Origin of the sequence: Paracoccus fistulariae, from assembly GCF_028553785.1 — a bacterium.
Classification (GTDB): Bacteria; Pseudomonadota; Alphaproteobacteria; order Rhodobacterales; family Rhodobacteraceae; genus Paracoccus; species Paracoccus fistulariae.
Map to the genome: position 1 here is coordinate 2,263,491 of NZ_CP067136.1, position 24,010 is coordinate 2,287,500.

General features: G+C 65.5%; 25 protein-coding genes, 1 tRNA gene and 2 rRNA genes (1 of these 28 running past the window's edge). 20 read left to right on the forward strand and 8 right to left on the reverse strand.

Going from position 1 to position 24,010, the window contains the following annotated elements; all coding sequences use genetic code 11:
* The first annotated feature begins 16 nt into the window (after positions 1-16).
* From JHX87_RS11190 to JHX87_RS11225, 8 genes are all read left to right on the forward strand, one after another.
* On the forward strand, positions 17-331 hold the full coding sequence (locus JHX87_RS11190; RefSeq protein WP_113900856.1) for a head-tail joining protein: 315 nt from the start codon (positions 17-19) through the stop codon (positions 329-331).
* The gene (locus JHX87_RS11195) at positions 328-957 is read left to right on the forward strand and encodes a DUF6441 family protein (RefSeq protein ID WP_271886744.1); all 630 of its coding nucleotides are present in this window, start codon (positions 328-330) and stop codon (positions 955-957) included. Before JHX87_RS11190 ends, JHX87_RS11195 begins: the two co-directional genes overlap by 4 nt.
* Before the next feature lie 63 nt (positions 958-1,020).
* Positions 1,021-1,278: a type II toxin-antitoxin system ParD family antitoxin gene (locus tag JHX87_RS11200; RefSeq protein ID WP_036707085.1), complete on the forward strand. Its 258-nt coding sequence runs from the start codon at positions 1,021-1,023 to the stop codon at positions 1,276-1,278.
* Positions 1,278-1,622 carry a type II toxin-antitoxin system RelE/ParE family toxin gene (locus JHX87_RS11205; protein ID WP_036707083.1) on the forward strand — a complete coding sequence of 115 codons (345 nt, stop codon included), beginning with the start codon at positions 1,278-1,280 and terminating at the stop codon, positions 1,620-1,622. Before JHX87_RS11200 ends, JHX87_RS11205 begins: the two co-directional genes overlap by 1 nt.
* A 33-nt stretch (positions 1,623-1,655) precedes the next feature.
* Positions 1,656-2,078 (forward strand): acyl-CoA transferase, encoded by a 423-nt coding sequence (locus JHX87_RS11210; protein WP_271886745.1) that lies wholly within the window; start codon positions 1,656-1,658, stop codon positions 2,076-2,078.
* A gap of 23 nt (positions 2,079-2,101) precedes the next feature.
* Complete coding sequence (locus tag JHX87_RS11215) at positions 2,102-3,040, forward strand: phage tail tube protein (RefSeq protein ID WP_271886746.1); 939 nt, start codon at positions 2,102-2,104, stop codon at positions 3,038-3,040.
* Between the two features lie 2 nt (positions 3,041-3,042).
* Positions 3,043-3,480: a hypothetical protein gene (locus JHX87_RS11220; RefSeq protein WP_271886747.1), complete on the forward strand. Its 438-nt coding sequence runs from the start codon at positions 3,043-3,045 to the stop codon at positions 3,478-3,480.
* Positions 3,481-3,578: 98 nt separating this feature from the next.
* Positions 3,579-3,722 (forward strand): DUF7697 family protein, encoded by a 144-nt coding sequence (locus tag JHX87_RS11225; protein WP_271886748.1) that lies wholly within the window; start codon positions 3,579-3,581, stop codon positions 3,720-3,722.
* Here the strand turns inward: JHX87_RS11225 and JHX87_RS11230 are convergent.
* Both JHX87_RS11230 and JHX87_RS11235 read right to left on the reverse strand, forming a co-directional pair.
* Entirely contained in the window at positions 3,712-4,092 is a 381-nt protein-coding gene (locus JHX87_RS11230) for a type II toxin-antitoxin system VapC family toxin (RefSeq protein ID WP_271886749.1), read from the reverse strand. The genes JHX87_RS11225 and JHX87_RS11230 overlap by 11 nt on opposite strands.
* Positions 4,092-4,304 (reverse strand): AbrB/MazE/SpoVT family DNA-binding domain-containing protein, encoded by a 213-nt coding sequence (locus tag JHX87_RS11235; RefSeq protein WP_271886750.1) that lies wholly within the window; start codon positions 4,302-4,304, stop codon positions 4,092-4,094. The genes JHX87_RS11230 and JHX87_RS11235 overlap by 1 nt, the downstream gene beginning before the upstream one ends.
* Before the next feature lie 69 nt (positions 4,305-4,373).
* Between JHX87_RS11235 and JHX87_RS11240 the strand changes: the two genes are divergently transcribed.
* Genes JHX87_RS11240 through JHX87_RS11285 form a run of 10 tightly spaced genes read left to right on the forward strand, consistent with a single transcriptional unit; the run spans position 4,374 to position 16,119 of the window.
* Complete coding sequence (locus tag JHX87_RS11240) at positions 4,374-6,836, forward strand: phage tail tape measure C-terminal domain-containing protein (protein ID WP_271886751.1); 2,463 nt, start codon at positions 4,374-4,376, stop codon at positions 6,834-6,836.
* A 9-nt stretch (positions 6,837-6,845) separates the two neighbouring features.
* On the forward strand, positions 6,846-7,472 hold the full coding sequence (locus tag JHX87_RS11245) for a DUF2460 domain-containing protein (protein ID WP_271886752.1): 627 nt from the start codon (positions 6,846-6,848) through the stop codon (positions 7,470-7,472).
* Positions 7,469-7,816: a hypothetical protein gene (locus tag JHX87_RS11250; protein WP_097031196.1), complete on the forward strand. Its 348-nt coding sequence runs from the start codon at positions 7,469-7,471 to the stop codon at positions 7,814-7,816. Before JHX87_RS11245 ends, JHX87_RS11250 begins: the two co-directional genes overlap by 4 nt.
* Positions 7,809-7,940, forward strand: coding sequence for a hypothetical protein (locus tag JHX87_RS11255; RefSeq protein WP_271886753.1), 132 nt, complete (start codon positions 7,809-7,811; stop codon positions 7,938-7,940). The genes JHX87_RS11250 and JHX87_RS11255 overlap by 8 nt, the downstream gene beginning before the upstream one ends.
* 4 nt (positions 7,941-7,944) lie before the next feature.
* Entirely contained in the window at positions 7,945-8,631 is a 687-nt protein-coding gene (locus tag JHX87_RS11260; protein WP_271886754.1) for a lysozyme, read from the forward strand.
* Between the two features lie 2 nt (positions 8,632-8,633).
* Complete coding sequence (locus JHX87_RS11265; RefSeq protein ID WP_272833675.1) at positions 8,634-8,843, forward strand: hypothetical protein; 210 nt, start codon at positions 8,634-8,636, stop codon at positions 8,841-8,843.
* Entirely contained in the window at positions 8,840-9,724 is an 885-nt protein-coding gene (locus JHX87_RS11270) for a DUF2163 domain-containing protein (protein WP_271886756.1), read from the forward strand. Before JHX87_RS11265 ends, JHX87_RS11270 begins: the two co-directional genes overlap by 4 nt.
* Positions 9,721-10,167 (forward strand): NlpC/P60 family protein, encoded by a 447-nt coding sequence (locus JHX87_RS11275; protein ID WP_271886757.1) that lies wholly within the window; start codon positions 9,721-9,723, stop codon positions 10,165-10,167. Before JHX87_RS11270 ends, JHX87_RS11275 begins: the two co-directional genes overlap by 4 nt.
* Before the next feature lie 9 nt (positions 10,168-10,176).
* The gene (locus JHX87_RS11280; RefSeq protein WP_271886758.1) at positions 10,177-14,175 is read left to right on the forward strand and encodes a baseplate multidomain protein megatron; all 3,999 of its coding nucleotides are present in this window, start codon (positions 10,177-10,179) and stop codon (positions 14,173-14,175) included.
* A gap of 21 nt (positions 14,176-14,196) precedes the next feature.
* On the forward strand, positions 14,197-16,119 hold the full coding sequence (locus JHX87_RS11285) for a DUF2793 domain-containing protein (RefSeq protein WP_271886759.1): 1,923 nt from the start codon (positions 14,197-14,199) through the stop codon (positions 16,117-16,119).
* 221 nt (positions 16,120-16,340) lie between these two features.
* Here JHX87_RS11285 and JHX87_RS11290 read toward each other — a convergent pair whose 3' ends face one another.
* The 3 genes from JHX87_RS11290 to JHX87_RS11300 are packed head-to-tail and all read right to left on the reverse strand — an operon-like array spanning position 16,341 to position 19,737.
* Positions 16,341-17,276: a plasmid partitioning protein RepB C-terminal domain-containing protein gene (locus JHX87_RS11290; protein WP_271886760.1), complete on the reverse strand. Its 936-nt coding sequence runs from the start codon at positions 17,274-17,276 to the stop codon at positions 16,341-16,343.
* Positions 17,273-18,166, reverse strand: a complete 894-nt coding sequence (locus JHX87_RS11295; RefSeq protein WP_271886761.1) for a ParB/RepB/Spo0J family partition protein — start codon at positions 18,164-18,166, stop codon at positions 17,273-17,275. Before JHX87_RS11295 ends, JHX87_RS11290 begins: the two co-directional genes overlap by 4 nt.
* A complete protein-coding gene (locus JHX87_RS11300) occupies positions 18,160-19,737 on the reverse strand; it encodes a recombinase family protein (RefSeq protein ID WP_271886762.1) in 1,578 nt (525 codons plus the stop codon). The genes JHX87_RS11295 and JHX87_RS11300 overlap by 7 nt, the downstream gene beginning before the upstream one ends.
* Before the next feature lie 126 nt (positions 19,738-19,863).
* On the opposite strand from JHX87_RS11300, the gene JHX87_RS11305 reads away from it, so the two are divergent.
* Positions 19,864-20,244 (forward strand): XRE family transcriptional regulator, encoded by a 381-nt coding sequence (locus JHX87_RS11305; RefSeq protein ID WP_145110581.1) that lies wholly within the window; start codon positions 19,864-19,866, stop codon positions 20,242-20,244.
* A 288-nt stretch (positions 20,245-20,532) separates the two neighbouring features.
* Positions 20,533-21,666 carry a Fic family protein gene (locus JHX87_RS11310; RefSeq protein WP_271886763.1) on the forward strand — a complete coding sequence of 378 codons (1,134 nt, stop codon included), beginning with the start codon at positions 20,533-20,535 and terminating at the stop codon, positions 21,664-21,666.
* 133 nt (positions 21,667-21,799) lie between these two features.
* Here the strand turns inward: JHX87_RS11310 and JHX87_RS11315 are convergent.
* The 3 genes from JHX87_RS11315 to JHX87_RS11325 form a co-directional block, all read right to left on the reverse strand.
* Positions 21,800-21,876 (reverse strand) — tRNA-Met (locus JHX87_RS11315).
* Between the two features lie 68 nt (positions 21,877-21,944).
* A 5S ribosomal RNA gene (rrf, locus tag JHX87_RS11320) occupies positions 21,945-22,059 on the reverse strand.
* 86 nt (positions 22,060-22,145) lie between these two features.
* A 23S ribosomal RNA gene (locus JHX87_RS11325) occupies positions 22,146-24,010 on the reverse strand (it continues 967 nt past the right edge of the window).

Sequence of the window (24,010 nt, forward strand, 5' to 3'; positions counted from 1 at the left end):
CCAGGCAGAAACGCCCATGTCTGTCTTTGCCGCCGCCATGGACCGCATATTCACCCATGCTTCCATGGCGGCTCCTGCCCTCTGGATCTCGGCCACCACCTCCGAGGAACGCCCGATCCGCATCATCCGCCGCGCCCCGGATCGCGTGACCGACTTCGGCGCTGGGCGGTTCGTCAGCGACACGACCGTTGTGGACGTGCGCGTGGCCGACCTGCCCGCCCCGCGACCGGGCGACGTGATCGTAATCGGCGCGGACAGCCATGTGATCCAGGGAGAACCGCTGCGCGACCGGGAGCGGCTGATCTGGACGCTGGACCTGAGGCCCGCATGAAACTGAAGCTTGAGATCAGCCCCGACCTCGCCGCCCTGATGCAGGCGGAAATCGCTGCGGGCGAGAAGGCCGTCACCATCGCCATGCGCGAGGCAGGCGCGGGCCTGAAATCCGCCTGGCGCGGCCAGATCACCGGCGCGGGGCTTGGTACCCGGCTTGGCAACTCGATCCGGCTGGCCACCTATCCCAAGGGCAGCGAAAGCCTGAACGCCGCGGCGCTGGTCTGGTCCAACGCGCCGGTGATTGTCGGTGCACATGACGCCGGGCCGCTGATCCGGTCGCGCAACGGCTTCTGGCTGGCCATCCCAACCCCGGCCGCGGGCAAATCCACCCGCGGCGGACAGATCACCCCAAGCGAATGGGAACGCCGCACGGGGCTGCGACTGCGGTTCGTTTACCGGCGCAGGGGCCCGAGCCTGCTGGTGGCGGAGGGGCGGTTGAACAGCAAGGGCCGGGCGGTGGCATCACGATCGAAGTCCGGACGCGGATTAACCACCGTGCCGATCTTCCTCCTCGTGCCGCAGGTCAAGCTGCGCAAGCGGCTCGATCTGGCGCGGGATGCCGAACAGGCCATCGACGGCGTGCCAGGGCGGATCGTGGCGGGGTGGGCTAAAACACGGTCATGACGGGACCTGTCGACATGGCAGACTCATTGGCATATATTGCCAATGAGTCGCAGGGAGACTTCCATGGCCACCAGAAACGTCGTCCTGACCGAAACGCAATCCGACCTTGTCGACCGCCTGGTGGCATCCGGGCGCTATCAGAATGCGTCCGAGGCCCTGCGCGCAGGGCTGCGCCTCCTCGAACGCGAAGAGGCTGAACTTGGCGCGTTGCGCACCCGTCTGACGGCCGGGTTGGAACAGGCCCGGAGCGGCGATCTGGCCGAGGGCAGTGGTGAAGATGCCATCCGCCGGGCTTTTGCCGCCGCGCGTGCCAATACCTGATGCCGAAACCATGGCGCCTGACAAGGCAGGCGGAGGCCTCGCTGATCGAGATCGCACGCTGGACCGTCGAGACTTTCGGACCACGACAGGCGGCGGCCTATGAGGATGACCTGATTTCCACCTGCCGCGAGATCGCCGCGGGCACCGCCCTGTCACAGGACTGCCGTCGGCTCATCGCCACCGACCTGGTCGAGGACCTGCGCTTCACGCGCGCAGGCCAGCACTTCGTGGTCTTCATTGAAGACGCCGACCAGGTGGCAATCGTGGACTTCCTGCACAGCCGCGCCGACTTGCCGCGACGTCTGGCCAACCTGCCTCTGCCGAAAGGCGACAGGGAACACTGACCCCGGGCTTGTCCCGGAACCCCGGAACAACAGATGCCCACCATCCGCGAAACCGTCCTCGCCGCGCTGCACGCGCGGTTGCAGCCGCTTGCCGCCCTCACCCTGCGTGACGAGGTTCTGCCCGAGCGGATCCCGGCGGCCGGGCTGATCATCCTGCGCGACGGCCAGCCCGGCGAGCCGGAGGTGACGCTGTCGCCCCTGCGCTACCACTATCAGCACCGGGCCGAGCTGGAGGTCGTCGTTCAGGCGGGCACTGGCCGGGCCAGCGCCTTCGATGACCTGATCACCGCCATCGGTACGGCGCTGGAGGCCGACCGGACGCTCGGCGGCCTCTGTGACTGGGTCGAACCGGAGGCCACGGCCTCGGTCGATCTGCCGGTCGAGGGCGCCGCGGCCCTTAAGGCGGCGGTGATCACTATCGTCCTGCATTACACCACCACCGGCCCGCTGGCCTGACACCCCTCACATAGGAGACCCCCATGGCACGCGCACACGGCGCGCGGGCGCAGATGGCGCTTGCGTTCGAGACGGTTTACGGCACCCCGCCCGCGAGCGGCTATCGGCTGATGCCCTTCGCAAGCACCACGCTCGGATCAGAACAGCCGCTGATCGCCTCGGAGCTTCTGGGCCAGGGGCGCGATCCGTTGGCCCCGATCAAGGACGCGGTCACCGCCGACGGCGATGTGGTGGTGCCGATCGATGTCGATGCCTTCGGCTTCTGGCTGAAGGCGGCTTTCGGCGCCCCGACCACGACGGGGACCACGCCCAAGACCCACACCTTCCAGTCGGGCAACTGGACCCTGCCCTCGATGGCCATCGAAGTGGCGATGCCGGAAGTGCCACGGTTCGCGATGTATGCGGGCTGCGTGATGGACCAGTTGTCCTGGCAGATGAACCGCTCAGGGCTGCTGACCGCGACCGCCCGGCTGATCGCGCAGGGCGAGGCCATCGCGGCCACCACGGCCGCGGGCACGCCGACTGCGCTGGGCTTGCAGCGCTTCGGCCATTTCAACGGCGTGGTGAAGCGCAACGGCACGGCGCTGGGCAATGTCGTCTCGGCCGAGATCACCTATGCCAATGGCCTCGACCGGATCGAAACCATCCGCAACGACGGCAAGATCGAGGGCGCCGATCCCGGCATGGCCGCGCTGACCGGCCGGATCGAGGTCCGTTTCGCCGATAGCGCCCTCGTCACCCAAGCCATCGACGGCACGCCCTGCGAGCTTGAGTTCGCCTACAGCCTCGGGGCCAATGCCAGCCTCACCTTCACAGCCCATGCCGTCTACCTGCCGGTCCCGCGGATCGAGATCCCCGGGCCGCAGGGCATCCAGGCCAGTTTCGACTGGCAGGCCGCGAAGGCCACCAGCCCCGCCCGGATGTGCACCGCCGTCCTCGTCAACTCCGTCACGGGATACTGACCATGATCCGCCTGAACCTGTCGAACCGGCCCGAATGGCTGGACCTGCTGCCCGGCCTGCGCGTCCTGGTGGCGCCCCTGACCACCGCGCTGATGGTCTCCGCCCGCGCCGATCCCGCCATCGATGGCCTGTCGGAAACCTCCAGCCAGGAGGACATGGCGCTGGCTATGGCCAAGGCAGTCGCCCGCCGCGCGGTGCTGGAATGGGACGGCGTCGGCGATGAGGCGGGCAACCTCGTCCCCATCAGCCCGGCCGGGATCGACGCCCTGCTCGAAATCTGGCCGGTCTTCGAGGCCTTCCAGGCGCAATATGTCGCCCGCGGCCTGATGCTGGATCAGGAAAAAAACGCCTCCGCGCCCTCGCCGACTGGTCCTTCGGCGGGGGCGACGGCTATTGCGCCGCCTGCGCAGGCCCCTGCCCGGACTGCCCCGCAAGACTGAACCGGCCGCAGACGGTCGAAGGCTGGCAGGTCTGGGATCTGACCCAGCGCCTCGGCGGCCAGCTGCGCATCGCGCCGGGTGCCGTCATCGGATGGGACATGGGTGCCGCGCTTTCACTGGCGCAGGCGCTGGGCATCAACCCCCTGATCACCGTCGAACTGCTGCCCGAGATCGAGGCGGTGATGGTGCGCAAACTCAACGAGCAGATGGTCAATGCCGAAGGAGCAGGGATCAGGCCTTGACCTTAGGGATCAGAGTCACGTCGGGCAGACCTTCGAAATGTCCGTCGCACGTCAGGAGGGTAGCCCCCCGCGCACGGGCCGTGGCGAAGACGATGGCGTCTGCCGTCGCAAGCTTGTGCGTGCGGCAAGCCTCGGCCGCCGCAAGTGCGATCTCGGTGTCGAGCGGGATGACCTGGCAGACCTGTGTAAAGGCGATCACCTGATCCGCCTTGTCCTCGCCGACCTCGCGGCTCAGCCATTTTGCGAGTTCCAGTTGCACGATGGTCGGCACCAGCCAGACGGCCTGATCCGGCAGGTGTTCTGCCAGCCGGTCGCCAGTGGCCGAACCGATCAGCCATTCGATCCATGCGGAAGTATCGACGAGGACCATCAGAAGCGGTCTGTCCGGTCACGATAGTCGGCTGAGGAAGCGCCGCGGGCGAGGCCTTTCAGGGCGTCGCGCTTCGGCACCGGGACGAGCAGGACGCCCGTCCCCTTGGGAATAAAGGCGAAGGTCAGACCGGCTTCCCAATGCTGGGCGGCCCGGATCGCCTTGGGGATCGAGATCTGGAACTTGGAAGACAGAGTCGCCGTCTCGGACATGATCATACGCCTCCATGATCGATATGCATAACGTAAGAACACAAGTCCGAAAACGCAAGGAAAGCTGCAATGGCCGAGAAGAAGGTCTCCGTCCGCCTCGTGGCGGAGGGCGGACGTCGCGTGCGCGCCGAACTGGAGGGCGTGGGCGAAGCCGGAGCGCGCGGTTTCGGCCGCCTGTCGCACGAGATGGAACTTGCCAACGCCCGGCTTGCCGCCTTTGCACGCCGGGCCGGTCTCGCCCTCGGGGCCGCTGCTGCCGCCGCAACTGCCTCGCTCGGGCTGATCGTCCGATCCACCGCCGAGAGTGCCGCGCAGATCCGCCAGTTCGCGCAGGTCGCTAACGCGACGCCGGAGGCCCTGCAGCGCTGGTCGGCCGGGGCGCGAACAGTTGGCATCGAGCAGGAGAAGCTGGCGGACATTCTGAAGGACATGAACGACCGGGTCGGGGATTTCCTGCAGACCGGCGGCGGGCCGATGGCGGACTTCTTCGAGAATGTCGCCCCGCGCGTGGGCGTCACGGCCGACCAGTTCGCGCGCCTCTCCGGCCCCGAGGCACTGCAGCTTTACGTCGACACGCTGGAACGGGCAGGCCTGAGCCAGCAGGAGATGACCTTCTATCTCGAGGCCATGGCGTCCGACGCCACGCGCCTGCTGCCACTTCTGCGGAACGGCGGGGCGGAGATGACACGGCTTGGCGAGCAAGCCTCGGACCTTGGCGCGGTTCTGGACGGCGATGCGCTGGAGGCGCTGCGCCGCACGCAACTGGCACTGGGCACCGTATCCCTCGTGTTCGATGGCCTCCGCAACCGCATCGCCGTGGCCGTCGCCCCGACCATCGAGGCGCTGGCCAATGCCTTTGTGGCGCTGGCCTCGGACGGCGGCATCCTGCGGTCGGCCATCGACACGCTGATCGGCAACCTCGGGCGACTTGCCTCCTATGCCGCGACCTTCGCTGCCGTCATGGCCGGGCGCTGGGTGGCGGGAATGGCGGCCGCAGCCCTGTCCGTGCGCGGCCTCGCCACCGCACTCGTGTTCCTGCGCGGTGCCCTGATCCGCACCGGTATCGGCGCACTGATCGTCGGCGCGGGCGAGTTGGTCTATCAGTTCTCGCAACTCGTCGCCCGGGTCGGCGGCGTGGGCGAAGCCTTCCGGCTCCTCGGGGATCTGGCGCGGGAAGTCTGGTCTCGTATCGGTCTGTCGCTCGACGCGGCGCTGGCGCGCATGGAGGCCGGATGGGAGGGCCTGAAGGCGGCTGGTCTCTCGGCTCTCGAGGGCACCATTGCGGGCGTCGTCAGCTTCGGCGACCGGACAGCCGCGATCTTCCAGGGGGCCTATGACGCGGCCGTCGCGATCTGGGGCAGTCTGCCCGGGGCCATCGGAGACTTCGCGTTTCAGGCCGCGAACGGGCTGATCTCGGGCGTCGAGGCGATGCTGAACGGCGTCGTCACCCGGATAAACAGCTTCATCGAGACGCTGAACGCGGCGCTTGCGCTGCTGCCCGAATGGGCCACGGGCGAAGGCGGGGTGCGGATCGGCATTCTCGACCCGGTGGAACTCGGCCGCATCGGCAACCCCTTTGAGGGCGCGGCAACGGCCGCGGGCGCTGCAGCCGCCGATGCCTTCTCGGCGGCCCTCGCGCGCAGCTATCTCGAGCCGCCCGACCTTGGCCTCGGCGCCATGGCTGACGACGCCCGCGCCCGGGCCGATGGCTATCGCGAGGCGGCCGGGATGCTGGCCGATGCCGCCGGTCGGCCGCTGGCCAGCTGGCAGGCGCTGAAGGATGCGGTGACCGGCACGGGGGCCGAAGCCGAGACCGCGCTGGCGGATGCCGCCGCTTCTGCCGATGCCCTGACTTCCGGGCTGAACGACACCGCCACCGCCGCAGATGGCGCAGGCGGCGCAGCACGCGAGGCCGGGGCTGCAGCGGCCGAAGGCGCGGACACGGCACTGACCGGCTGGCAAGCCGTCACAGCAGCCCTCGCCGACTACGCCGCCAAGGCGCGCGACATCGGCGGGGATATCGGCAGTGCGCTGGTCGGGGCCTTCACCTCGGCCGAGAACGCCATCGGCGACTTCGTGAAGACCGGCAAGCTCGATTTCCGCGATCTGGTGACATCGATGATCGCCGATCTCGCCAAGCTCGCTGCCCGTCGTTTCATCCTTGGCCCTATCGCGAACGCCCTTTCCGGCGCGCTGGGTGGGGCGGGTGGCATCTTTGCCAATATCCTGCACGCGGGCGGCATGGTCGGTGCCCCGGCACCCGGCCGGATGGTCCCCGCCTTGGCCTTCGCGGGTGCCCCGCGCATGCACAATGGGGGCTGGGCCGGGCTGCGGCCGGACGAGGTGCCCGCGATCCTGCAACGGGGCGAACGGGTGCTCTCGCGACGGGAGGCGGCGGGGTACGGCCAGGCCAGCCCCTCGACCGTCAACGTCACGATCAACGCCCGCGACGCCGAGAGCTTCCGGCAATCCCGGACGCAGGTCGCGAGCGACATCGCGCGCGCCGTGTCGCTCGGGCGGCGGGGCATGTGAGGATCAGCCATGGCGTTTCACGAGGTCCGGTTTCCGGACAACATCAGCCGGGGCGCGCGCGGCGGCCCGGAGCGGCGCACGCAGATCGTCGAACTGGCGAGTGGGGCGGAGGAGCGCAATGCCAGCTGGGCCAACTCGCGCCGCCGCTATGACGTCGCCTATGGCATCCGCCGCGCCGACGATCTGGCGGCAGTCGTCGCCTTCTTCGAGGCACGGAATGGCCGCCTCCACGGCTTCCGCTTCAAGGACTGGGCCGACTTCAAGTCCTGCCTGCCGTCGCAGACGCCCGGCCCGACCGATCAGCCGATCGGCACCGGCAACGGCAGCACGACCGAGTTCCAGCTCGCCAAGCGCTACACCTCGGGCGCGCAGTCCTGGTCCCGCGCCATCACCAAGCCCGTCGCGGGAACCTTGACCATCGCCCTGAACGGCACACCGCAAGCCTCCGGCTGGTCGGTTTCCACGACCACCGGCCTCATCACCTTCACCACCGCCCCCGCCGCAGGCGCCGCCATCACCGCAGGCTTCGAATTCGACGTCCCGGTCCGCTTCGACACCGACGTCCTCGACGTCACCCTCGATCTCGAACGTCTCGGGTCGATCACCTCGATCCCCCTCGTGGAAATCCGCACATGAATGACGAATCCTTCTGGTCCCACCTCTGGCGCGAGATCGCTGCCTCGACGGCGCTGATGCTGGCCTTCTGGGGCGCGCTGGGCGGTGCCACCAATGCCCTGACCACCCGGATGGCGCTGCGCGAAGCCCTGCGCCATGTCCTGCTCGGCGGATTGATCGCCGCAGGGATGGGCAGTTTTTCCATCGTGATCGTGGCGGGTTGGCTAGGTCTGCCCGACGGCGCCGTCGCCGCGGGCGGAGCGGTCGGTTCGGCCGCCTACCTGGTCGGCGTCTTCGGGGCGGCTTTCATCGAACTGATCCTCGCGAGGCTCCGCCGCGCCGGGAAGGATGACGCCGATGCATGAGATCCTTCGCCTTGCCCGTTCGCTGCGGTGCGATTCCACCGACCCCGGACAGGCCTTTGCCCACCGGCTGCGCATCGGCGTCTCGGTCGCCGTTCTGATCCTTTTCCTCTCAACCCTCGGGTAATCCCATGCAAACATCTGATCGGGGGCTTCTGGCCCTGATCCGGCACGAAGGCGTCGTGCCCGGACCCTATCTTGACGTGAAGGACGTCTGGACCTTCGGCATCGGCCACACCGCCGCCGCCGGTCCACCCGATCCGGCGCGGATGCCGCGCGGGATGCCCGCTGATCTCGATGCGGGGATTCGTGAGGCGTTCCGGCTGTTCCGCGCCGATCTCGCTGCCTACGAGGCCGAAGTGCTGCGCGCGGTGAAGGTGCCGCTCGAACCCCACGAGTTCGATGCGCTGGTCTCCTTCCACTACAACACCGGCGGCATCGCCAAGGCCGCGCTGACCCGCCACCTGAATGCGGGGAACCGCGCGGCGGCCGCAGCGGCCTTCATGGGCTGGCTGCGCCCCGCCGCCATCCGGTCCCGCCGCGCGGCGGAGCGTGATCTCTTCGCCGAGGGCCGCTACCCGACCGGCACCATTCCGGTCTGGGCCGTCGACCGCAATGGCCGGGTCGATTTCTCGCGGCCGGTCCGGCGGCTCAGCGAGACCGAGGCGCTGGCACTGCTGCGCCCGACCCCCAATCCACCGTCGATCCCCATCTCACCCGACCCTTCCACGGCCCCTGCCGACCCCGCACTCGTGCAGGCGGCGCCGAGCATTACTGCGCGCATTTTCACCTTCCTCAAGACCCTGATCGGAGCATGACCATGAATTGGACCCTCGCACGTGGCCTCGTCTATCTGGCCTGCCTTGTCGCCTCCGGCCTCGCCGTGGCCGGGCTGGCGGATTTCGACCTGGCTACCGGCACGCTCGATATTCGCCCCTTCAATCTCTATGCCCTGACCGGCGCGACCGGAGGCGTCGTGTCTTCGCTCCTCGCGTCCGTGGCGCTCCTGCGCGGCTGGGGGCGGAAGTGAAGTCGCTTTCGCCCGCGCTTCAGGCCCACCTCGACGAGGGCACGACCACGCTTGCCTGGTGCTGGCGCATCACCCGCGCCGATGGCGTGACCTTCGGCTTCACCGACCACGACCGAACGCTGTCGTTCGAGGGGACCGAGTTCGAACCGGAAAGCGGGCTGACCGCCTCCGAGGTCCGGTCGGGATCCGACCTCTCGGTGGATGCGCAGGATGCGCAAGGCGTGCTGTCGTCGGACCGGATCACGGAAACCGACATCCTCGACGGCCGATGGGACAGCGCGGAGGTCGAGGTCTGGCGCGTGAACTGGGCCAGCCCTACACAGCGCGTGCTTCTACGGCGCGGGGCCATCGGTCAGATCCGGCGCGGGCGGCTGGCCTTCGTGGCGGAGGTGCGGTCGCTGGCCCATGTCCTCGGCCAGACGGTGGGGCGGACGTTTCAAGCCAATTGCGATGCTGCGCTGGGCGATGCGCGCTGCGGCGTCAACCTCGAGGCCCCAGCCTTCAAGGGCACCGGCGCGGTGATCGATGTGCTGCGCGACCGAGCCTTCACGGCCTCGGGCCTCGGCAGTTTCGCTGCGGGCTGGTTTGCCTTCGGGCTGGTCGAATGGTCGACGGGCGCGAATGTGGGGCGGCGGGTCGAGGTGCTGTCGCACGACCTCGTCGATGGCGTGGCGATCCTGACCCTGCTGGAAGCGCCGGTGCGTCCGATCACGGCGACAGACACCTTCATTGTCCGGGCGGGCTGCGACAAGCGGATTGCCACTTGTGGTGCGAAGTTCGCCAATGTCGCCAACTTCCGGGGCTTCCCGCGAATCCCCGGCCAGGATGCCGTGCTGCGCTATGCCACGAAGGACGGCGGACACGAGGGGGCGGTGCTGTGACTGCGCCAGTTCCGACCGCCGATCCCGCTATCGTCATCGCCGCCGCCCGATCCTGGCTCGGCACACCCTATCACGACCAGGCCAGCCTGCGCGGGATCGGCTGCGATTGCCTCGGCCTCGCGCGCGGTGTCTGGCGCGAAGTCGTCGGGCCTGAGCCGTTCCCGATCCCGCCCTACAGCCGGGATTGGGGCGAGACCGGGCCGAGGGAAGTGCTAGCGGAGGGCGCGCGCAGCATGATGCCGGAGATCGCACCAGCCGACGCACCACCCGGTGCGCTGATCCTGTTCCGTATGATGCCGCGCGCCATCGCCAAGCATGTGGGGATCCTCACCGGTCCCGACACCTTCCTCCACGCCTATGAACGGCTGGGCGTGATCGAGGAACCGCTGACGCCGACTTGGGCGCGCAAGATTGCCTTCGCTTTCCTCTTCCCTGCACGCTGAGACCCTCTCATGGCAACCCTCGTCCTCGGTGCCGTCGGTTCCGCCATCGGCGGGGCCTTCGGTGGCGCGATCCTCGGCTTCTCTGGTGCCGCCATCGGCGGTTTCATCGGCTCGACCATCGGATCGGTGGTCGACAGCTGGATCGTGTCCTCGCTGGCCCCGGCGCAGAAGATCGAGGGCCAGCGCCTCGACAGCTTGCGGATCACGTCTGCTACCGAAGGCGCGATCATCCCGCGCCTCTACGGGCGCATGCGTATCGGCGGCAACGTCATCTGGGCGACCGATTTCCGCGAGGAGACGAAGACCACAACGCAAGGCGGCGGCAAGGGCGGCGGCGGTGGAAAGGTCCGGACGACCGAATACCTCTACTACGCCAGCTTCGCCGTGGCGCTCTGCGAAGGCCCGATCACCGGCATCGGGCGCATCTGGGCGGATGGCAAGCCGCTCGACATGAGCGGCATCACCTGGCGCTGGTATCCCGGCAACGAGACCCAGACCGCCGATCCGTTCATTGCGGCGAAGATGGGCGCCGCCAACACCCCCGCGTACCGCGGCACGGCCTATGTCATTTTCGAGGAACTGCCGCTTGGAACCTACGGCAACCGCCTGCCGCAGCTGTCGTTCGAGGTCTTCCGGCCGCTTGCGGATCCCGACACGGCCGAAGGGCTGGTCAAGGCCGTGACCATGATCCCGGCCTCGGGCGAGTTCACCTATGCGACCGAAGCGGTCCGCAAGACGGTCGGGGCCACGACCACGGTGTTCGGCCAGACCACCGGCGGCACCACCTCGGCCGAGAACCTGAACGCGCTGCCCGACGAGGCCGATATCGTCGTGGCCCTCGACCGCCTGCAAGCCATGGCTCCGGCCGTCGAGAGCGTCAGCCTCGTTGTCGCCTGGTTCGGCAACGACCTGCGCGCTGGGAACTGCACTATCAAGCCCGGCGTGGAAGTTTCGACCAAGGTCACCAGCCCCAAGGTCTGGACGGTCAATGGCGTGGCGCGGGCGAATGCGCACCTCGTCAGTCGCGACGTCGAGGACCGGCCGGTCTATGGCGGCACGCCTGCGGATTTCGCGGTGGTGCAGGCGATCCGCGAGATGAAGGCGCGGGGGCTGCGCGTCACCTTCTATCCCTTCCTGCTGTTGGACGTCCCGCCCGGCAATACCCTGCCGAACCCCTATTCGAACAACGCCGCCACGCGGGGACAGCCGTCATTTCCATGGCGCGGGCGGATCACCTGTTCCCCGGCGGCAGGCTTCGCAGGGACCGCCGACAAGACCGCCGCTGCGGCCACGCAGGTCTCGGCCTTCTTCGGCGCGGCCACCCCAGCGCAGTTCTCGGTGTCGGGCGACAACGTGACCTGGACCGGCCCCTCCAGCGACTGGGGCCTGCGCCGGATGATCCTGCACTATGCCCATCTCTGTGCGGTGGCAGGCGGGGTCGACGCCTTCCTGATCGGGACCGAGATGCGGGGGCTGACGACGATCCGGTCGAGCGCCAGCGCCTATCCGGCCGTGACCGCATTCAAGGCACTGGCGGCCGACGTGAAGGCAATCCTCGGGCCGGGCACCAAGGTAGGTTATGCCTCGGACTGGTCGGAGTATTTCGGCCACCAGCCGGGCGACGGGACCGGGGATGTGTTCTTCCACCTCGACCCGCTCTGGTCGGACGCCAACATCGATTTCATCGGCATTGACAACTACATGCCGCTCTCCGACTGGCGCGATGGCTTCGATCATGCCGATGCCCTTGAAGGCTGGCCCGCCATCCATGACCGCGGTTACCTGCAGGCCAATATCGCCGGTGGCGAGGGCTTCGACTGGTTCTATGCCAGCGCGGCCGACCGGTCGGCACAGATCCGCACCCCGATCACGGATGGCAGCGCAGGCAAACCTTGGGTGTTCCGCTACAAGGATCTGCGCGCCTGGTGGTCGAATGCACATTTCGACCGGCCGGGCGGGTTGGAAAGCGGCACGCCCACCGCATGGGTGCCGCAGTCGAAGCCCGTCTGGTTCACGGAACTGGGCTGTCCCGCCATCGACCGGGGCACGAACCAGCCGAACGTCTTCTTCGACCCGAAGTCGTCCGAGAGCTTCACGCCTTACTTCTCGCGCGGCTGGCGCGATGACGCGATCCAGCGCGCCTATCTGGAAGCCAGCTATCTCTGGTGGGGAACTCCGGCTAACAATCCCGTGTCGGCCATCTACGGCGGCCGGATGGTCCATGTCCCCGAATGCGCCGCCTGGACCTGGGATGCGCGGCCCTATCCGTTCTTCCCCGAACTGACCGGCGTCTGGACGGACGGCCCGAACTGGCGGCTTGGTCACTGGCTGACCGGGCGGCTCGGCGCGGTGTCACTGGCGGCCCTCGTGCGCCACCTCTGCCTGCGCGCTGGGCTTGATGAGGCGTTGATCGACGTCACCTGCCTCTGGGGCGCGGTCGAGGGCTATGTGATCGGGGCCCTCGAAAGCCCTCGGGCGTCGATTTCCACGCTGGCCCGCCACTTCGGCTTCGATGCCATCGAGACCGAAGGCGTGATCCGTTTCGTCATGCGCGGCCGCGCCTCGGTCGCCACGCTGGCCATCGACGATCTGGTCGCCAGCCGTGAGGGCGAGGCTTTCGAACTGACCCGCGGCCAGGAGACGGAACTGCCGCAGGCGTTGAAGTGGCAGGTCGCACGGGCGGACGAGGATTACGACGCGGCGCTGGTCGAGGCACGGCGCATCACCGTGGATACAACACGCATCGCGTCCGAGTCCTTCCCGATGGCGATCCCGCCCGAGGAGGCCGAACGCCGCTGCCGCCGCGCGCTGATGGAAGCCTGGATCGGCCGGGAAAGCGCGACCTTCCGCCTGCCGCCCTCGCGACTGGCCCTCGATCCGACCGACGTGATCCGGCTCGCGCATGACGGCCGCGAGGTGGAATTCCGGCTCGTTTCGGTCGCCGATGCCGAGGCGCGCGGGATCGAGGCGGTCCGTCAGGACCGTGCAGCCTATGATCTGCCGCCCGGTGATCCGCGACCGGCCTCGCTTTCGAGCCCCGTCGTCTTCGGCACGCCCGAGGTGGTGATGCTGGACCTGCCGCAGATCAGCGAAGATCAGCCCGCCCATCGCCCCCTGATCGCCGCCCATGCCAGCCCCTGGCCGGGTGAGATCGCGGTGTTCCGCAGCGCGTCCGCGGATGGGTTCAATCTCCTGACCACATTCGGCAGTCGGACGCGGATCGGCACGCTGGCCCTCGACCTCTTTTCGGGGCCGACCTCCCGCTTCGACCTTGGCAACGAGTTGGTCGTCGATCTGCTGTCAGGAACGCTGGAGAGCGTGACGGATGTCGCGCTGTTCGGTGGGGCCAATGCACTGGCGGTCGAAAGCGCCCTTGGACAGTGGGAGATCGTCCAGGCGGGTCAGACAGAACTCATCGCCCCCGGCCGCTATCGGCTCACCCGTCTCCTGCGTGGCCAGCGCGGAACGGAGCATGCCATCGGCAACCCGGCTCCGGCCGGGGCGCGGGTCGTGGTGCTGGATGCGACTTTGGCCTCACTCCCCATTGCCGAGGCCGACCTTGGCTTGCCATGGAACTTGCGCGTGGGCCCGGCTGCGCGGGCGGTCAGCGACGCGAGCTATGCCGCGCTGGGCTTCACGCCGACCGGCCGGGGTCTCGTGCCCTTCGCGCCGGTCCATGTCGAACAGCCGTGGCGAGCGACCCGCAACCCGGGCGATCTGACGATCCGCTGGGCGCGCCGATCCCGCGCACTGGTCGCCGATGCCTGGGAGCAGGTCGAGGTGCCGATCGCAGAAGACCTGGAAAGCTACGACGTCCAGATCCTCGACGGGGCCGCGGTCAAGCGCACACTGACCAGCAGCACGACCTCTGTCCTCTACTCCGCGGCGCACCAGAGTTCCGATTGGGGCGCGCCGCTCGGGCCCGGCCAGACGCTGGCCATCCGCATCTTCCAGCTCTCGAACCGCCTCGGCCGCGGCACTCCTGCGACCGTGACCCTCCAGTTCTGATCCCAACCCACGGGAATCCCCATGTCCGACACCACGACCCATCTGGGCCTGCCGTATCTTCTGGCCGCCCAAGCCCAGAAGCATGTCACCCATAACGAGGCGCTGCGCCTGCTCGATGCCATGGTGCAGCTTTCCGTCCTTGACCGGATGCGCACCACGCCACCCGCCAGCCCGGCAGACGGCGACCGACACCTGGTGGCTTCCGGCGCCACTGGCCTCTGGGCGGGGTGGGATCTGAACATCGCCTTCTGGATCGACGCCGCATGGATCCGGCTGGTGCCGCGCACCGGATGGATGGTCTGGGTCGCAGCCGAGAGCCTGTTCCTCGTCTGGACCGGCAGCGCCTGGGAGGTCGTGGGCGAACCGCGCGACGTATCGGATGCCGTGTTCAGCCTCGTGAACGATGCGGACCCGACGAAGAAGGCGACCTTCTCGCTGGCAGGGATCAGCGCGGGCACCACGCGCAGCTTCACACTGCCAAACACCTCGTCCGAGTTGGCGATTCTCGCAGGCACCCAGACCTTCACCGGCAACAAGACCTTCTCCGGCACGTTGACCGCCTCGGGCACAGTCGCGGTCTCGGCTGCCTCCGCCAGCATCGGGACGGCCACGACGACCGCGATCTACGGCATGGGGACCGGGGCCACGACCTCGGGCGTGACCAAGACCGTGAACCTCGGCACCGGTGGCGCATCCGGATCGACCACCGTCGTGAACATCGGCTCGGCCACGGCTGGCGCGGGCGGCACGACCGTCATCAACACGCCCACGGTCACCTTTGCCAATGCCGTCACGCAGGTCGGCATGCCCCAGGCGAACCTGACAGCGCAGCTCTTGGGCCTCGGCGGGGCCACGGCCGACAGCTACAATCGGTTGTCGGTAAACACACCAGCCGTCCTTCTGAACAACGCCGGTGCCGGGATCGAGGCGACGGTCAACAAGGCCGCGGCAGGGAACGACGCCGCCTTTGCCTTCAAAACCGGCTTCTCGGCGCGGGCGCTGATTGGCCTCCTTGGCAATGACGACTTCAGCTTCAAGGTCAGCCCGGACGGCTCGGCCTTCTACGACGCGATCAGGATCGACCGCGCGAGCGGCCAGGTGGAACTGCCGCAGCCCACGGTCCTGCCGGGGCTGGCCGCCGCGCCATCCCCGCCGCCCTCAGGCAAGGCATCGGTCTACGCCCGCAACCGTGCCGGGGCGCCGTGGATCGACGTGATGCGCCCCTCGGGCCGGGACTTCCCGCTCCAGCCGCATTTCGGGGTGAACCGGATCGCCAACTGGTCGCCCTCGACCGGCACGACGGTGACCACCGAAGGCCTGCCAATCACTTCGGTCGGCACCGTTTCGACGCCCACGCTGGCCGCAACGAACCTTGCGACTTCCATGCGGCGCTGGCGTCTGACATCGGCGGCCGTCGTGGACTCGGTGGCCGACCAGCGATCCGCTGGCTGGGCCTGCTGGCGCGGCAATGCCGCAGGCCTTGGTGGCTGGACCTTCGTGACGCGGATTTCGCTGACGACGCTGCAAGCGACAGGCATGGGGTTCTTCGGGCTCTATGGATCAACCGCAGCGCTTGCCACCACCTTGACGCTGGCTGCAGCCATCAACTGCATTGGTATCGGCTTCCAGCGCGGCACCCATGCCAACTGGCAGCTGGTCGCAAACGACGGGACCGGGGCACCGACCTTGACCGACCTCGGGGCCGCCTTCGCCATCGCGACCGGCGGCGTCGTGACCCTTTTCATCGCTGCGCCGCCGAACGGTTCGTCGGTGTGGGTCCGAACTGTGAATGAGGTCACCGGCGCCATCTTCGAACAGGAAATCACCGCCGATCTGCCCGCCGCGACGCAGTTCCTGTCGCCGCGGCTGTTCCTGAACACCGGCGCCACGGCCGCCGCCGTCGCCTACGACTGCGCTGGGGTCTATGTCGAGACGGACTTCTAGGGCGGCGGGCGCATTCGTCCCCCCAGCGGATGCGCCCGCCCCTTTCAATGGCCGGAAGCCGACCATTGGGCTGGCGAAAACTCGAGCCAGCCTGGCGGGCTCCGAGCGGGTTCGCCGCCATCCCCGCCGCCGCGCTTGATCCGGCCCTCTGTCCAGCGTCTCCTGCGGTCCCCGCGCTTTCGGGTCCGGGTCCTCATCGTCGATAGGAAGCAGTCGGCGAACTAATCGGCCTCACTGCTCCGCGCTTCCGTCGTGGGCGCTGGCTGCGCCAGGCCCGCGACGATCTGCCGAAACTCGCCAAGGATTTCGCCATGGTTCTTGTCGAGGTAGCGGGCGAGACGGTCATTCTGCAGGAGCCGCTCGACATAGCGACCGGCCACCACCAGCCGGAGGTGATCGGGCCCAAGGGTGCCTTCGATCAGCTTGATGTTCTTTTGCAGGTTGGCCATCTCGGCCTTCATCCGCTCGGCTTGTTCGCGTGTCACACCTGCAGGTGTCTTCTTTGCAGCCGGGTCTACCAGGTCAGCGGCGTCAGATGCTGCGAGGATCGCCTCGACATAGGGCACCGTGTAGTTGTTAGCCGCAACCATCAGTTCCGCCGCCTGAATCTGCCGCAAGGGCTTCATCTTCCGCAGGGACCGGAAGCTGTTGATCGGGCAGTGCCGGGCCTTCAGCAGTTCGGCGGCCTCCGGACAGATTCCGTTCAGCAGGGTCCGCTTCTGTCGGATCAGAGCGATGTTCACATTCAGCGTTGCCGCGATGCGGGCCTCCGATACGCCACGCTCGACCGCGCGCAGGATCATCTTATGCTCCTGGATCGTGGCGAGGCGGCTGATGCGCTTGTTGTAAGTGAAGGATTCGTCGTCGGTCGCCACCAGGCAGGTGACGGTCGTCTCGCCCATTTCCTTCAGAACATTCAGCCGAACATGGCCATCGAGAAGGATGAAGGACCCTTCCTGTCCTGCCGCACGGGCGACCACCGGCGGTTCGATCAGCCCGACCTCGCGGATCGACGCGGCGATCTGTCCATACTTCTGGCTCTTGGGCACTGTGGCCGGCAGTTGCTTGACCGGCAGGATCGCGTCGATCTGGATCGTGCGCAGGTTCGCCTCGAATCCCGGGCTCTTCGGCGGAGGCATTTTCTCCATGTGTGTCATGATCTTGGCTCCTGAAGGCCATCGACGATCATGCGCGGCACGGAATCGAGCCCCTCGGCACGAAGCAGCGTCAAGAAGTTCTCATCCTTCAAGAGCGACTGAAATGCAGCATCGAGAAACAGCAGGCTGCTGCGCGTCGACTGCGCCCTGCGGACCATGTCCTGCTGACGCTCGGCCTCGGCGCGATAGGCTTTGACCAGCGCGGCAGATGTCATTCGCGCGCGTGGCTGTTTGTTCCGCGCGCCACCTCGCTGCTTGCCGTGACGGTGGCGCAACTCGACCAGCCGCCGCGCCTCCAGCAATTTCTTTCCGCGCAGTTCACCCGAGGCATAAGCAGCCTCCAGCGCCTTCTGCACGTCCTTCTCCTCGGCCCGCGTGATGTAGAGCGCGACGCTGAGCGGCATCTGCCCGGTTTCGACCGCGATCAGCAGGCGTTCTTCACCGTTGGCGATCAACTCACCGATTTCATGGACATAGGCGAGGGAAAGCCCCGTCTTGTCGGCGATCTGATGGTCCGAATATCCGCGGTCGCGCAGGATGGCGATGTCCTGCAACAGTTCGAGCGGCCGCTGCTGGCGGCGGGCGATGTTCTCGATCACGCTGCGCAGAAGGCGTTCGGCCTCGCTCGCATCCACGACGATGGCCGGGATGTGGGTTTCCCCAAGGGCGACATAAGCCTCCATCCGCCCCTGACCGCAGACCAGACGATAGGACACTCCCGCCTCTTCATCGACCCGGGCGACGGTGATCGGCTTTTTCAGCCCGACCTTGCCGATACTGTCCACGAGCGCGCGAAAGGTCTTTTCCGAGCGTTCGCGCGGATTTTCCACGGTGATGGCGGAAATCGGGATCATCTGCACTTCGTCCCGCATCTCGACTTCGCTCACCATGGTGTCACCTCCGAAACCGGAACGCGCCTCGCCATGTCGAAGAAGAAATCCAGCGTTTCAAATCGGAAAGCGTCCAGCATCAGGCCATTCTCCTCGGCAAGCCTCAAGGGTTTGATCCGCATCTCGAATTGGGGCAGCAGGTAGTAGTCGAGCGCGGCGGTATTCGTTCGCTCCATCCGGATGGCGATGGTGATGTCGGGCGCGAGGCCGGTGTCGAAGCGGATTTTCCAGCGCAAGCCGCCCGCGGAAGTTTCGCGGCAGTGGGCGACGACGACGGAGGCGGTGAATTCGCCATTGATCGTCAGCAGGTCTGTCGCCGGATTGCGGGACACGGTGCCGCCAAGACGGGTGATCTCGCAGATCACACGCTCCACCTCGTCGCCGTGGAACAGCCGCAGCATGCGGTTCACTTCGATGTAGTGGTAGTCCCGGTCCGGAGTGAAGCCGACAAGGGAATAGGCCCGGATCAGGCTGCCGAACCGATGGGCATAGGCGCCGCTGGACGGCATTCCGTCGGCCTCGTCGATCACCAGACCGGATATGTAGCCATGCCGCTGGAACAGCCGCGTCAACCGTTCCAACATCTCGTCGTCCGAGAATCGGCGGTTGCGGGCGGCGATGATCGCCTGCACCTTCTGAAACTGTTTCGGCTCGACGATGGCCTCGAAGGCCCCTTCCGACCGGATCCACATCTCCGGGCCATTCGCGACCCGCTTCTGCTTCAGCTTGAAGGAGCGCCGGTTATAGACGTTGTTGCCGATGTATTTCTCGTTGGTCAGGATCTGATGGACGGTGGCGCGGGTCCAGGCCCGGCCGAGATCGGTCAGGATTCCGCGCTCGTTCAGTTCGGCCGCGATTTCGCTTTCCGAACGGCCGTGCTTGAGGAACCGGCTGTAGATCCAGCGGACGGTTCTTACCTCGGCGTCTGGCCCGGGAACCAGGATCACCCGGTCTGTCTGCAAGCTCTTGTGCTCACCACGCTTCAGCTCGGCCTTCACCTCGCCGCGTTCGTCAAGCAGAACCCGGCGAAGGCCAAAACCCGCCGCACCGCCCTGACGGAAGCCGCGTTCGATCAAGCGGCACTGTCCGATGAAGACCTTGTTGGAAAGTTCCCGGCTGTATTCCCCCGCCATCGCGCGCTTGACGCTCTTGACGATCGTGGCAACCGGGCCGCCGTCGTTTTCGAATTGCTCGGCGCAATACTCGACTTGCTTGTTTGCGCGACGGCAGATGTATTCGTAATAGGCGGATTCATCGGCATCCTGAAACCGCCCCCATCGGCTGACGTCATAGACAAGGATCACCTCGAAATCCGCCGTGCCGTCCTGCACATCCTGGATCAGCTGTTGTAAGGCTTCGCGCCCCTCGATCCTCAGCCCGCTCTTTCCGGCATCAGCATAGGAACGGACCAGTTCAAAGCCGCGTTCCTCCGCGTATTTGCGGATCGCATCCGACTGGTTTTCCGTCGAGTATTTCTGATGGTCCGTGGACATGCGGACATATTCGGCCGCACGGCGCTTTGGCGGGGAGTTCGCCGGTTCTTTTGTTGAGGGCGGCTCTCTGCCTGCCATTCCTGTCTCCAGATCAGTTCATGCAGGCGTCTCCGTCTGGTCGGACCCGGGGTATTGGCTGGGGCGCAAAATGGAATCTGCCGCTGTGTTGTCTTCCCCAAAGGTTTACCGGAGGAGGACGCCGCGATGCGGATCAAGATGGGCACATCTGTGCCGAAAATGGGCACAACTGTGCACCTGGACGCGGATCAGGCCGCCTATCGCAAGGCCATAGCCGACACCCTGCGGCGCGAACTGGGGCACACACATCAGGCCATCAAGACGGTGATGCGCTGGACCGGAGCGAGTGAACGGACGGCCAAGTACTGGTTGTCTGGCGAACGCGGGCCGAGCGGGGAGCATCTGATCCGACTCGCGCAGCATTCCGATGCGGTGTTGATCACCATCCTGACCATGGCCGAGCGACTGCCGGAGCAGCGCCGGCAGCACAGATGTGCCGGTTGCCCCGCGCGTGACCTGGTGTTGCAGAACCTCGGACAGGAATGGAAATTGTCCGAGGGTTCCTGACACGCAAGGGAGCGGCCGGACGCCACCCCGCCCGGTCGTTCAGGAAACAAGTCGCCACAATGTTCATGCGGAGATTATAACCCCATTCTCCGCATGAGTTGCGGCGAATGCCAAGGGATCATGCTTTGATATCATTTTCCTGCCAGTCTCTGTCGCCAAACTGGCTTGACGGCAGACTGCTGGCGACAACGTCTCTTGGTGTCAGAATGGGGCCATATTCTGTTGCCAAGCGCACTTGTCGTGACTAGGTTGGCGTCAAACCCCGTTGATGATAGAATCGGCACAATTATGATCACCAAACCTTACGATCTTACGGATGCCGTCACCTATCACATCGGCACCTTTCCCCCGCCCGCCCTCGACTACGAGGTGCTGCTCGGGCCGCTCGAAGAGGCAGCCGCCTCGCTTGCGCGGTACGACACCAAGATGTCAGGCATGGTGAACAGCGAGTTATTTCTCGCCCCCCTGCGTCGCCAGGACGCGGTGACGTCTTCCCGGATGGAGGGGACGATCTCGACCATCGAGGAACTGTACCGGCTGGAGGCCGAGGAAGATGCGGGTAGCACCGACCCCTACCGGGAAGCGCGCAACGACGACGTCGAGACCTACCTTTACTCCCGCGCATTGCGGAATGCCCAGCAGGCCCTCGCCGAGGGCGCCCCACTTGGCGAACACCTGATCCGGACCGCCCACCAACAGTTGCTGTCCTTTGGACGGGGTGCCCGCAAGCGCCCCGGCAGCTACAAGGTCGAGCAGAATTACATCGGGGACGAACGGCGAGGAAAGATCTACTACGTCCCGATCGCTCCCGAGCAACTGGGCCCGGCGATGGCCGAACTCGTCCGCTACATCAACGAAAGCACGATGCGGCCATTGATCCGCACCGCCATCGCGCATGTCGAATTCGAGGCCCTGCATCCGTTCGAGGACGGCAACGGCCGGATCGGCCGCATGTTGATCACCCTGATGCTGTGGAAACTCGGCGTCCTGCATCAGCCAAACTTCTTCGTTTCAGGTTACTTCGAAGCCCACAAGGACGAGTACATCGAACGGATGCGCGCGGTCTCGGCCACCGGCGACTGGACCGGCTGGGTGGTATTCTTTCTCAAGGCGATGCACGCCCAGGCGACGGTGAACATCCAGACGGCCGACGCCATCTTCCGCCTTCACGGCGAGATGCGGGAACGGTTCCGCGAAGTGCTGAACTCGCAGTTCCATGATCAGGCGCTGGACTTCGTCTTCGCGAGCCCGATCTTCCGCAACGACCGCTTTGTCGAACGTTCGGGGATCCCACCGTCCTCCGCGCGCGCGCTGTCCCGGCGCCTGGTCGAGGCGGGCATGCTGCGGACCATTGAACCGGCTTCGGGGCGACGCGCGGCGATGTACGCCTTTGATCCGCTGCTCGATCTGCTGAAGGTGTGACGGCCATGGCCGCGATCATCCGCACCGTCGATGGGGGGCTCGTAAAACGTTGACCAGGTGTTGACAAGATTTTGGAACGACGAAAGCCGAGCGTTTAGCTCGGCTTTGAAGTCTTTGATATTCCGAAGGATTTTGGTTGCGGGGGTTGGATTTGAACCAACGACCTTCAGGTTATGAGCCTGACGAGCTACCGGGCTGCTCTACCCCGCGCCGATTGCGCTGATCTTTGTTTTGATTGCGCGTATTTTCATCGTATCAGAGATTTCGCTTCTTTCCAGGTCTGGCGGTGACCTACTCTCCCACGTCTTAAGACGCAGTACCATCGGCGCAGCGGCACTTAACGGCCGAGTTCGGGATGGGATCGGGTGTTTTGCTCGCGCTAGGGCCACCAGACCAGGAAAGAAGCGATCAGCGTTGCTGCATGTGCAGTTTGTTGTCCAAGGATGCTTTTGGAAGCGACAGTCTGTCTTCTTCCGGATCAAATCAAGCCTATCGAGCCATTAGTACCGGTCAACTGAATGCATTACTGCACTTACATCTCCGGCCTATCGACGTGGTGGTCTTCCACGGCTCTCAAGGGATACCTTGTTTTGAGGGGGGCTTCCCGCTTAGATGCCTTCAGCGGTTATCCTGTCCGTTCATAGCTACCCAGCACTGCCGTTGGCACGACAACTGGTCCACCAGTGGAACGTTCACCCCGGTCCTCTCGTACTAGGGGCAACTCCTCTCAAGTATCCAACACCCACGGCAGATAGGGACCGAACTGTCTCACGACGTTCTAAACCCAGCTCACGTACCTCTTTAAACGGCGAACAGCCGTACCCTTGGGACCTGCTCCAGCCCCAGGATGAGATGAGCCGACATCGAGGTGCCAAACGATGCCGTCGATATGGACTCTTGGGCATCATCAGCCTGTTATCCCCAGCGTACCTTTTATCCGTTGAGCGATGGCCCTTCCACTCGGGACCACCGGATCACTATGGCCGTCTTTCGACTCTGCTCGACTTGTCAGTCTTGCAGTCAGGCTGGCTTCTGCCATTGCACTCAACGAGCGATTTCCGACCGCTCTGAGCCAACCTTCGCGCGCCTCCGTTACTGTTTGGGAGGCGACCGCCCCAGTCAAACTACCCGCCACGCAGGGTCCCGGATCCTGATAACGGACCGCGGTTAGACATCAAGAGTGCGAAGGGCGGTATCTCAAGGATGGCTCCCCAGAAACTGGCGTCTCTGGTTCAAAGCCTACCGCCTATCCTGCACATCGCAATCCTGATGCCAGTGCGAAGCTGTAGTAAAGGTGCATGGGGTCTTTCCGTCTAACCGCGGGAAGTCTGCATCTTCACAGACAATTCAATTTCGCTGAGTCCACATTTGAGACAGCGGGGAAGTCGTTACGCCATTCGTGCAGGTCGGAACTTACCCGACAAGGAATTTCGCTACCTTAGGACCGTTATAGTTACGGCCGCCGTTTACCGGGGCTTCAATTCAAGGCTTGCACCTCTCCTTTTAACCTTCCGGCACCGGGCAGGCGTCAGACCCTATACGTCGCCTTACGGCTTCGCAGAGCCCTGTGTTTTTAGTAAACAGTCGCCACCCCCTGGTTTGTGCCCCCGACCGACAGTTGCCTGCCAATCGGGCCTCCTTCTCGCGAACTTACGGAGGTATTTTGCCGAGTTCCTTAAATGTGGTTCTCTCAAGCGCCTTGGTATTCTCTACCAGTCCACCTGTGTCGGTTTCGGGTACGGTCTCATGGAGGGCTATTTCCAGGAACCGCTCAGCTGCCAGTTCAATCCGATAAGGACTGACAACCTCTGCGATCCGTCACCATCTCCTGGCCCAGGAATATTAACCTGGTTCCCATCGACTACGCCTTTCGGCCTCGCCTTAGGGGCCGGCTTACCCTGCTCAGATTAGCTTTAAGCAGGAACCCTTGGACTTTCGGCGACAGGGTCTCTCACCCTGTTTGTCGCTACTCATGTCAACATTCTCACTTCTGATCACTCCACCGGTTGCCTCACGGCCCGGCTTCACAGTCAGAACATTGTCTCCGTAACATCTGACGATGCTAAAGAGACAGCGTTCTATATCACAGAACGCTCCGCTACCACGCACATAAATGTGCATCCAAAGCTTCGGCTCGTGGCTTGAGCCCCGTTACATCTTCGCCGCAAGACCTCTTGATTAGACCAGTGAGCTGTTACGCTATCTTTAAAGGATGGCTGCTTCTAAGCCAACCTCCTGGTTGTTTTGGAAGTCTCACATGCTTTCCCACTTAGCCACGAATTGGGGGCCTTAGCTGTTGGTCAGGGTTGTTTCCCTCTCCACGACGGACGTTAGCACCCGCCGT

Excerpts from the sequence above, each read along its gene's own strand:
- JHX87_RS11215 (WP_271886746.1), top strand. The coding sequence starts at position 2,102 with ATGGCACGCGCACACGGCGCGCGGGCGCAGATGGCGCTTGCGTTCGAG.
- JHX87_RS11235 (WP_271886750.1), bottom strand. The coding sequence starts at position 4,304 with ATGTCCGAGACGGCGACTCTGTCTTCCAAGTTCCAGATCTCGATCCCC.
- JHX87_RS11305 (WP_145110581.1), top strand. The coding sequence starts at position 19,864 with ATGCGGATCAAGATGGGCACATCTGTGCCGAAAATGGGCACAACTGTG.
- JHX87_RS11300 (WP_271886762.1), bottom strand. The coding sequence starts at position 19,737 with ATGGCAGGCAGAGAGCCGCCCTCAACAAAAGAACCGGCGAACTCCCCG.
- JHX87_RS11245 (WP_271886752.1), top strand. The coding sequence starts at position 6,846 with ATGGCGTTTCACGAGGTCCGGTTTCCGGACAACATCAGCCGGGGCGCG.
- JHX87_RS11210 (WP_271886745.1), top strand. The coding sequence starts at position 1,656 with ATGCCCACCATCCGCGAAACCGTCCTCGCCGCGCTGCACGCGCGGTTG.
- JHX87_RS11260 (WP_271886754.1), top strand. The coding sequence starts at position 7,945 with ATGCAAACATCTGATCGGGGGCTTCTGGCCCTGATCCGGCACGAAGGC.
- JHX87_RS11240 (WP_271886751.1), top strand. The coding sequence starts at position 4,374 with ATGGCCGAGAAGAAGGTCTCCGTCCGCCTCGTGGCGGAGGGCGGACGT.
- JHX87_RS11280 (WP_271886758.1), top strand. The coding sequence starts at position 10,177 with ATGGCAACCCTCGTCCTCGGTGCCGTCGGTTCCGCCATCGGCGGGGCC.
- JHX87_RS11225 (WP_271886748.1), top strand. The coding sequence starts at position 3,579 with ATGGGTGCCGCGCTTTCACTGGCGCAGGCGCTGGGCATCAACCCCCTG.
- JHX87_RS11190 (WP_113900856.1), top strand. The coding sequence starts at position 17 with ATGTCTGTCTTTGCCGCCGCCATGGACCGCATATTCACCCATGCTTCC.
- JHX87_RS11285 (WP_271886759.1), top strand. The coding sequence starts at position 14,197 with ATGTCCGACACCACGACCCATCTGGGCCTGCCGTATCTTCTGGCCGCC.
- JHX87_RS11250 (WP_097031196.1), top strand. The coding sequence starts at position 7,469 with ATGAATGACGAATCCTTCTGGTCCCACCTCTGGCGCGAGATCGCTGCC.
- JHX87_RS11205 (WP_036707083.1), top strand. The coding sequence starts at position 1,278 with ATGCCGAAACCATGGCGCCTGACAAGGCAGGCGGAGGCCTCGCTGATC.
- JHX87_RS11230 (WP_271886749.1), bottom strand. The coding sequence starts at position 4,092 with ATGGTCCTCGTCGATACTTCCGCATGGATCGAATGGCTGATCGGTTCG.
- JHX87_RS11265 (WP_272833675.1), top strand. The coding sequence starts at position 8,634 with ATGAATTGGACCCTCGCACGTGGCCTCGTCTATCTGGCCTGCCTTGTC.
- JHX87_RS11295 (WP_271886761.1), bottom strand. The coding sequence starts at position 18,166 with ATGGTGAGCGAAGTCGAGATGCGGGACGAAGTGCAGATGATCCCGATT.
- JHX87_RS11255 (WP_271886753.1), top strand. The coding sequence starts at position 7,809 with ATGCATGAGATCCTTCGCCTTGCCCGTTCGCTGCGGTGCGATTCCACC.
- JHX87_RS11195 (WP_271886744.1), top strand. The coding sequence starts at position 328 with ATGAAACTGAAGCTTGAGATCAGCCCCGACCTCGCCGCCCTGATGCAG.
- JHX87_RS11290 (WP_271886760.1), bottom strand. The coding sequence starts at position 17,276 with ATGACACACATGGAGAAAATGCCTCCGCCGAAGAGCCCGGGATTCGAG.
- JHX87_RS11220 (WP_271886747.1), top strand. The coding sequence starts at position 3,043 with ATGATCCGCCTGAACCTGTCGAACCGGCCCGAATGGCTGGACCTGCTG.
- JHX87_RS11310 (WP_271886763.1), top strand. The coding sequence starts at position 20,533 with ATGATCACCAAACCTTACGATCTTACGGATGCCGTCACCTATCACATC.
- JHX87_RS11200 (WP_036707085.1), top strand. The coding sequence starts at position 1,021 with ATGGCCACCAGAAACGTCGTCCTGACCGAAACGCAATCCGACCTTGTC.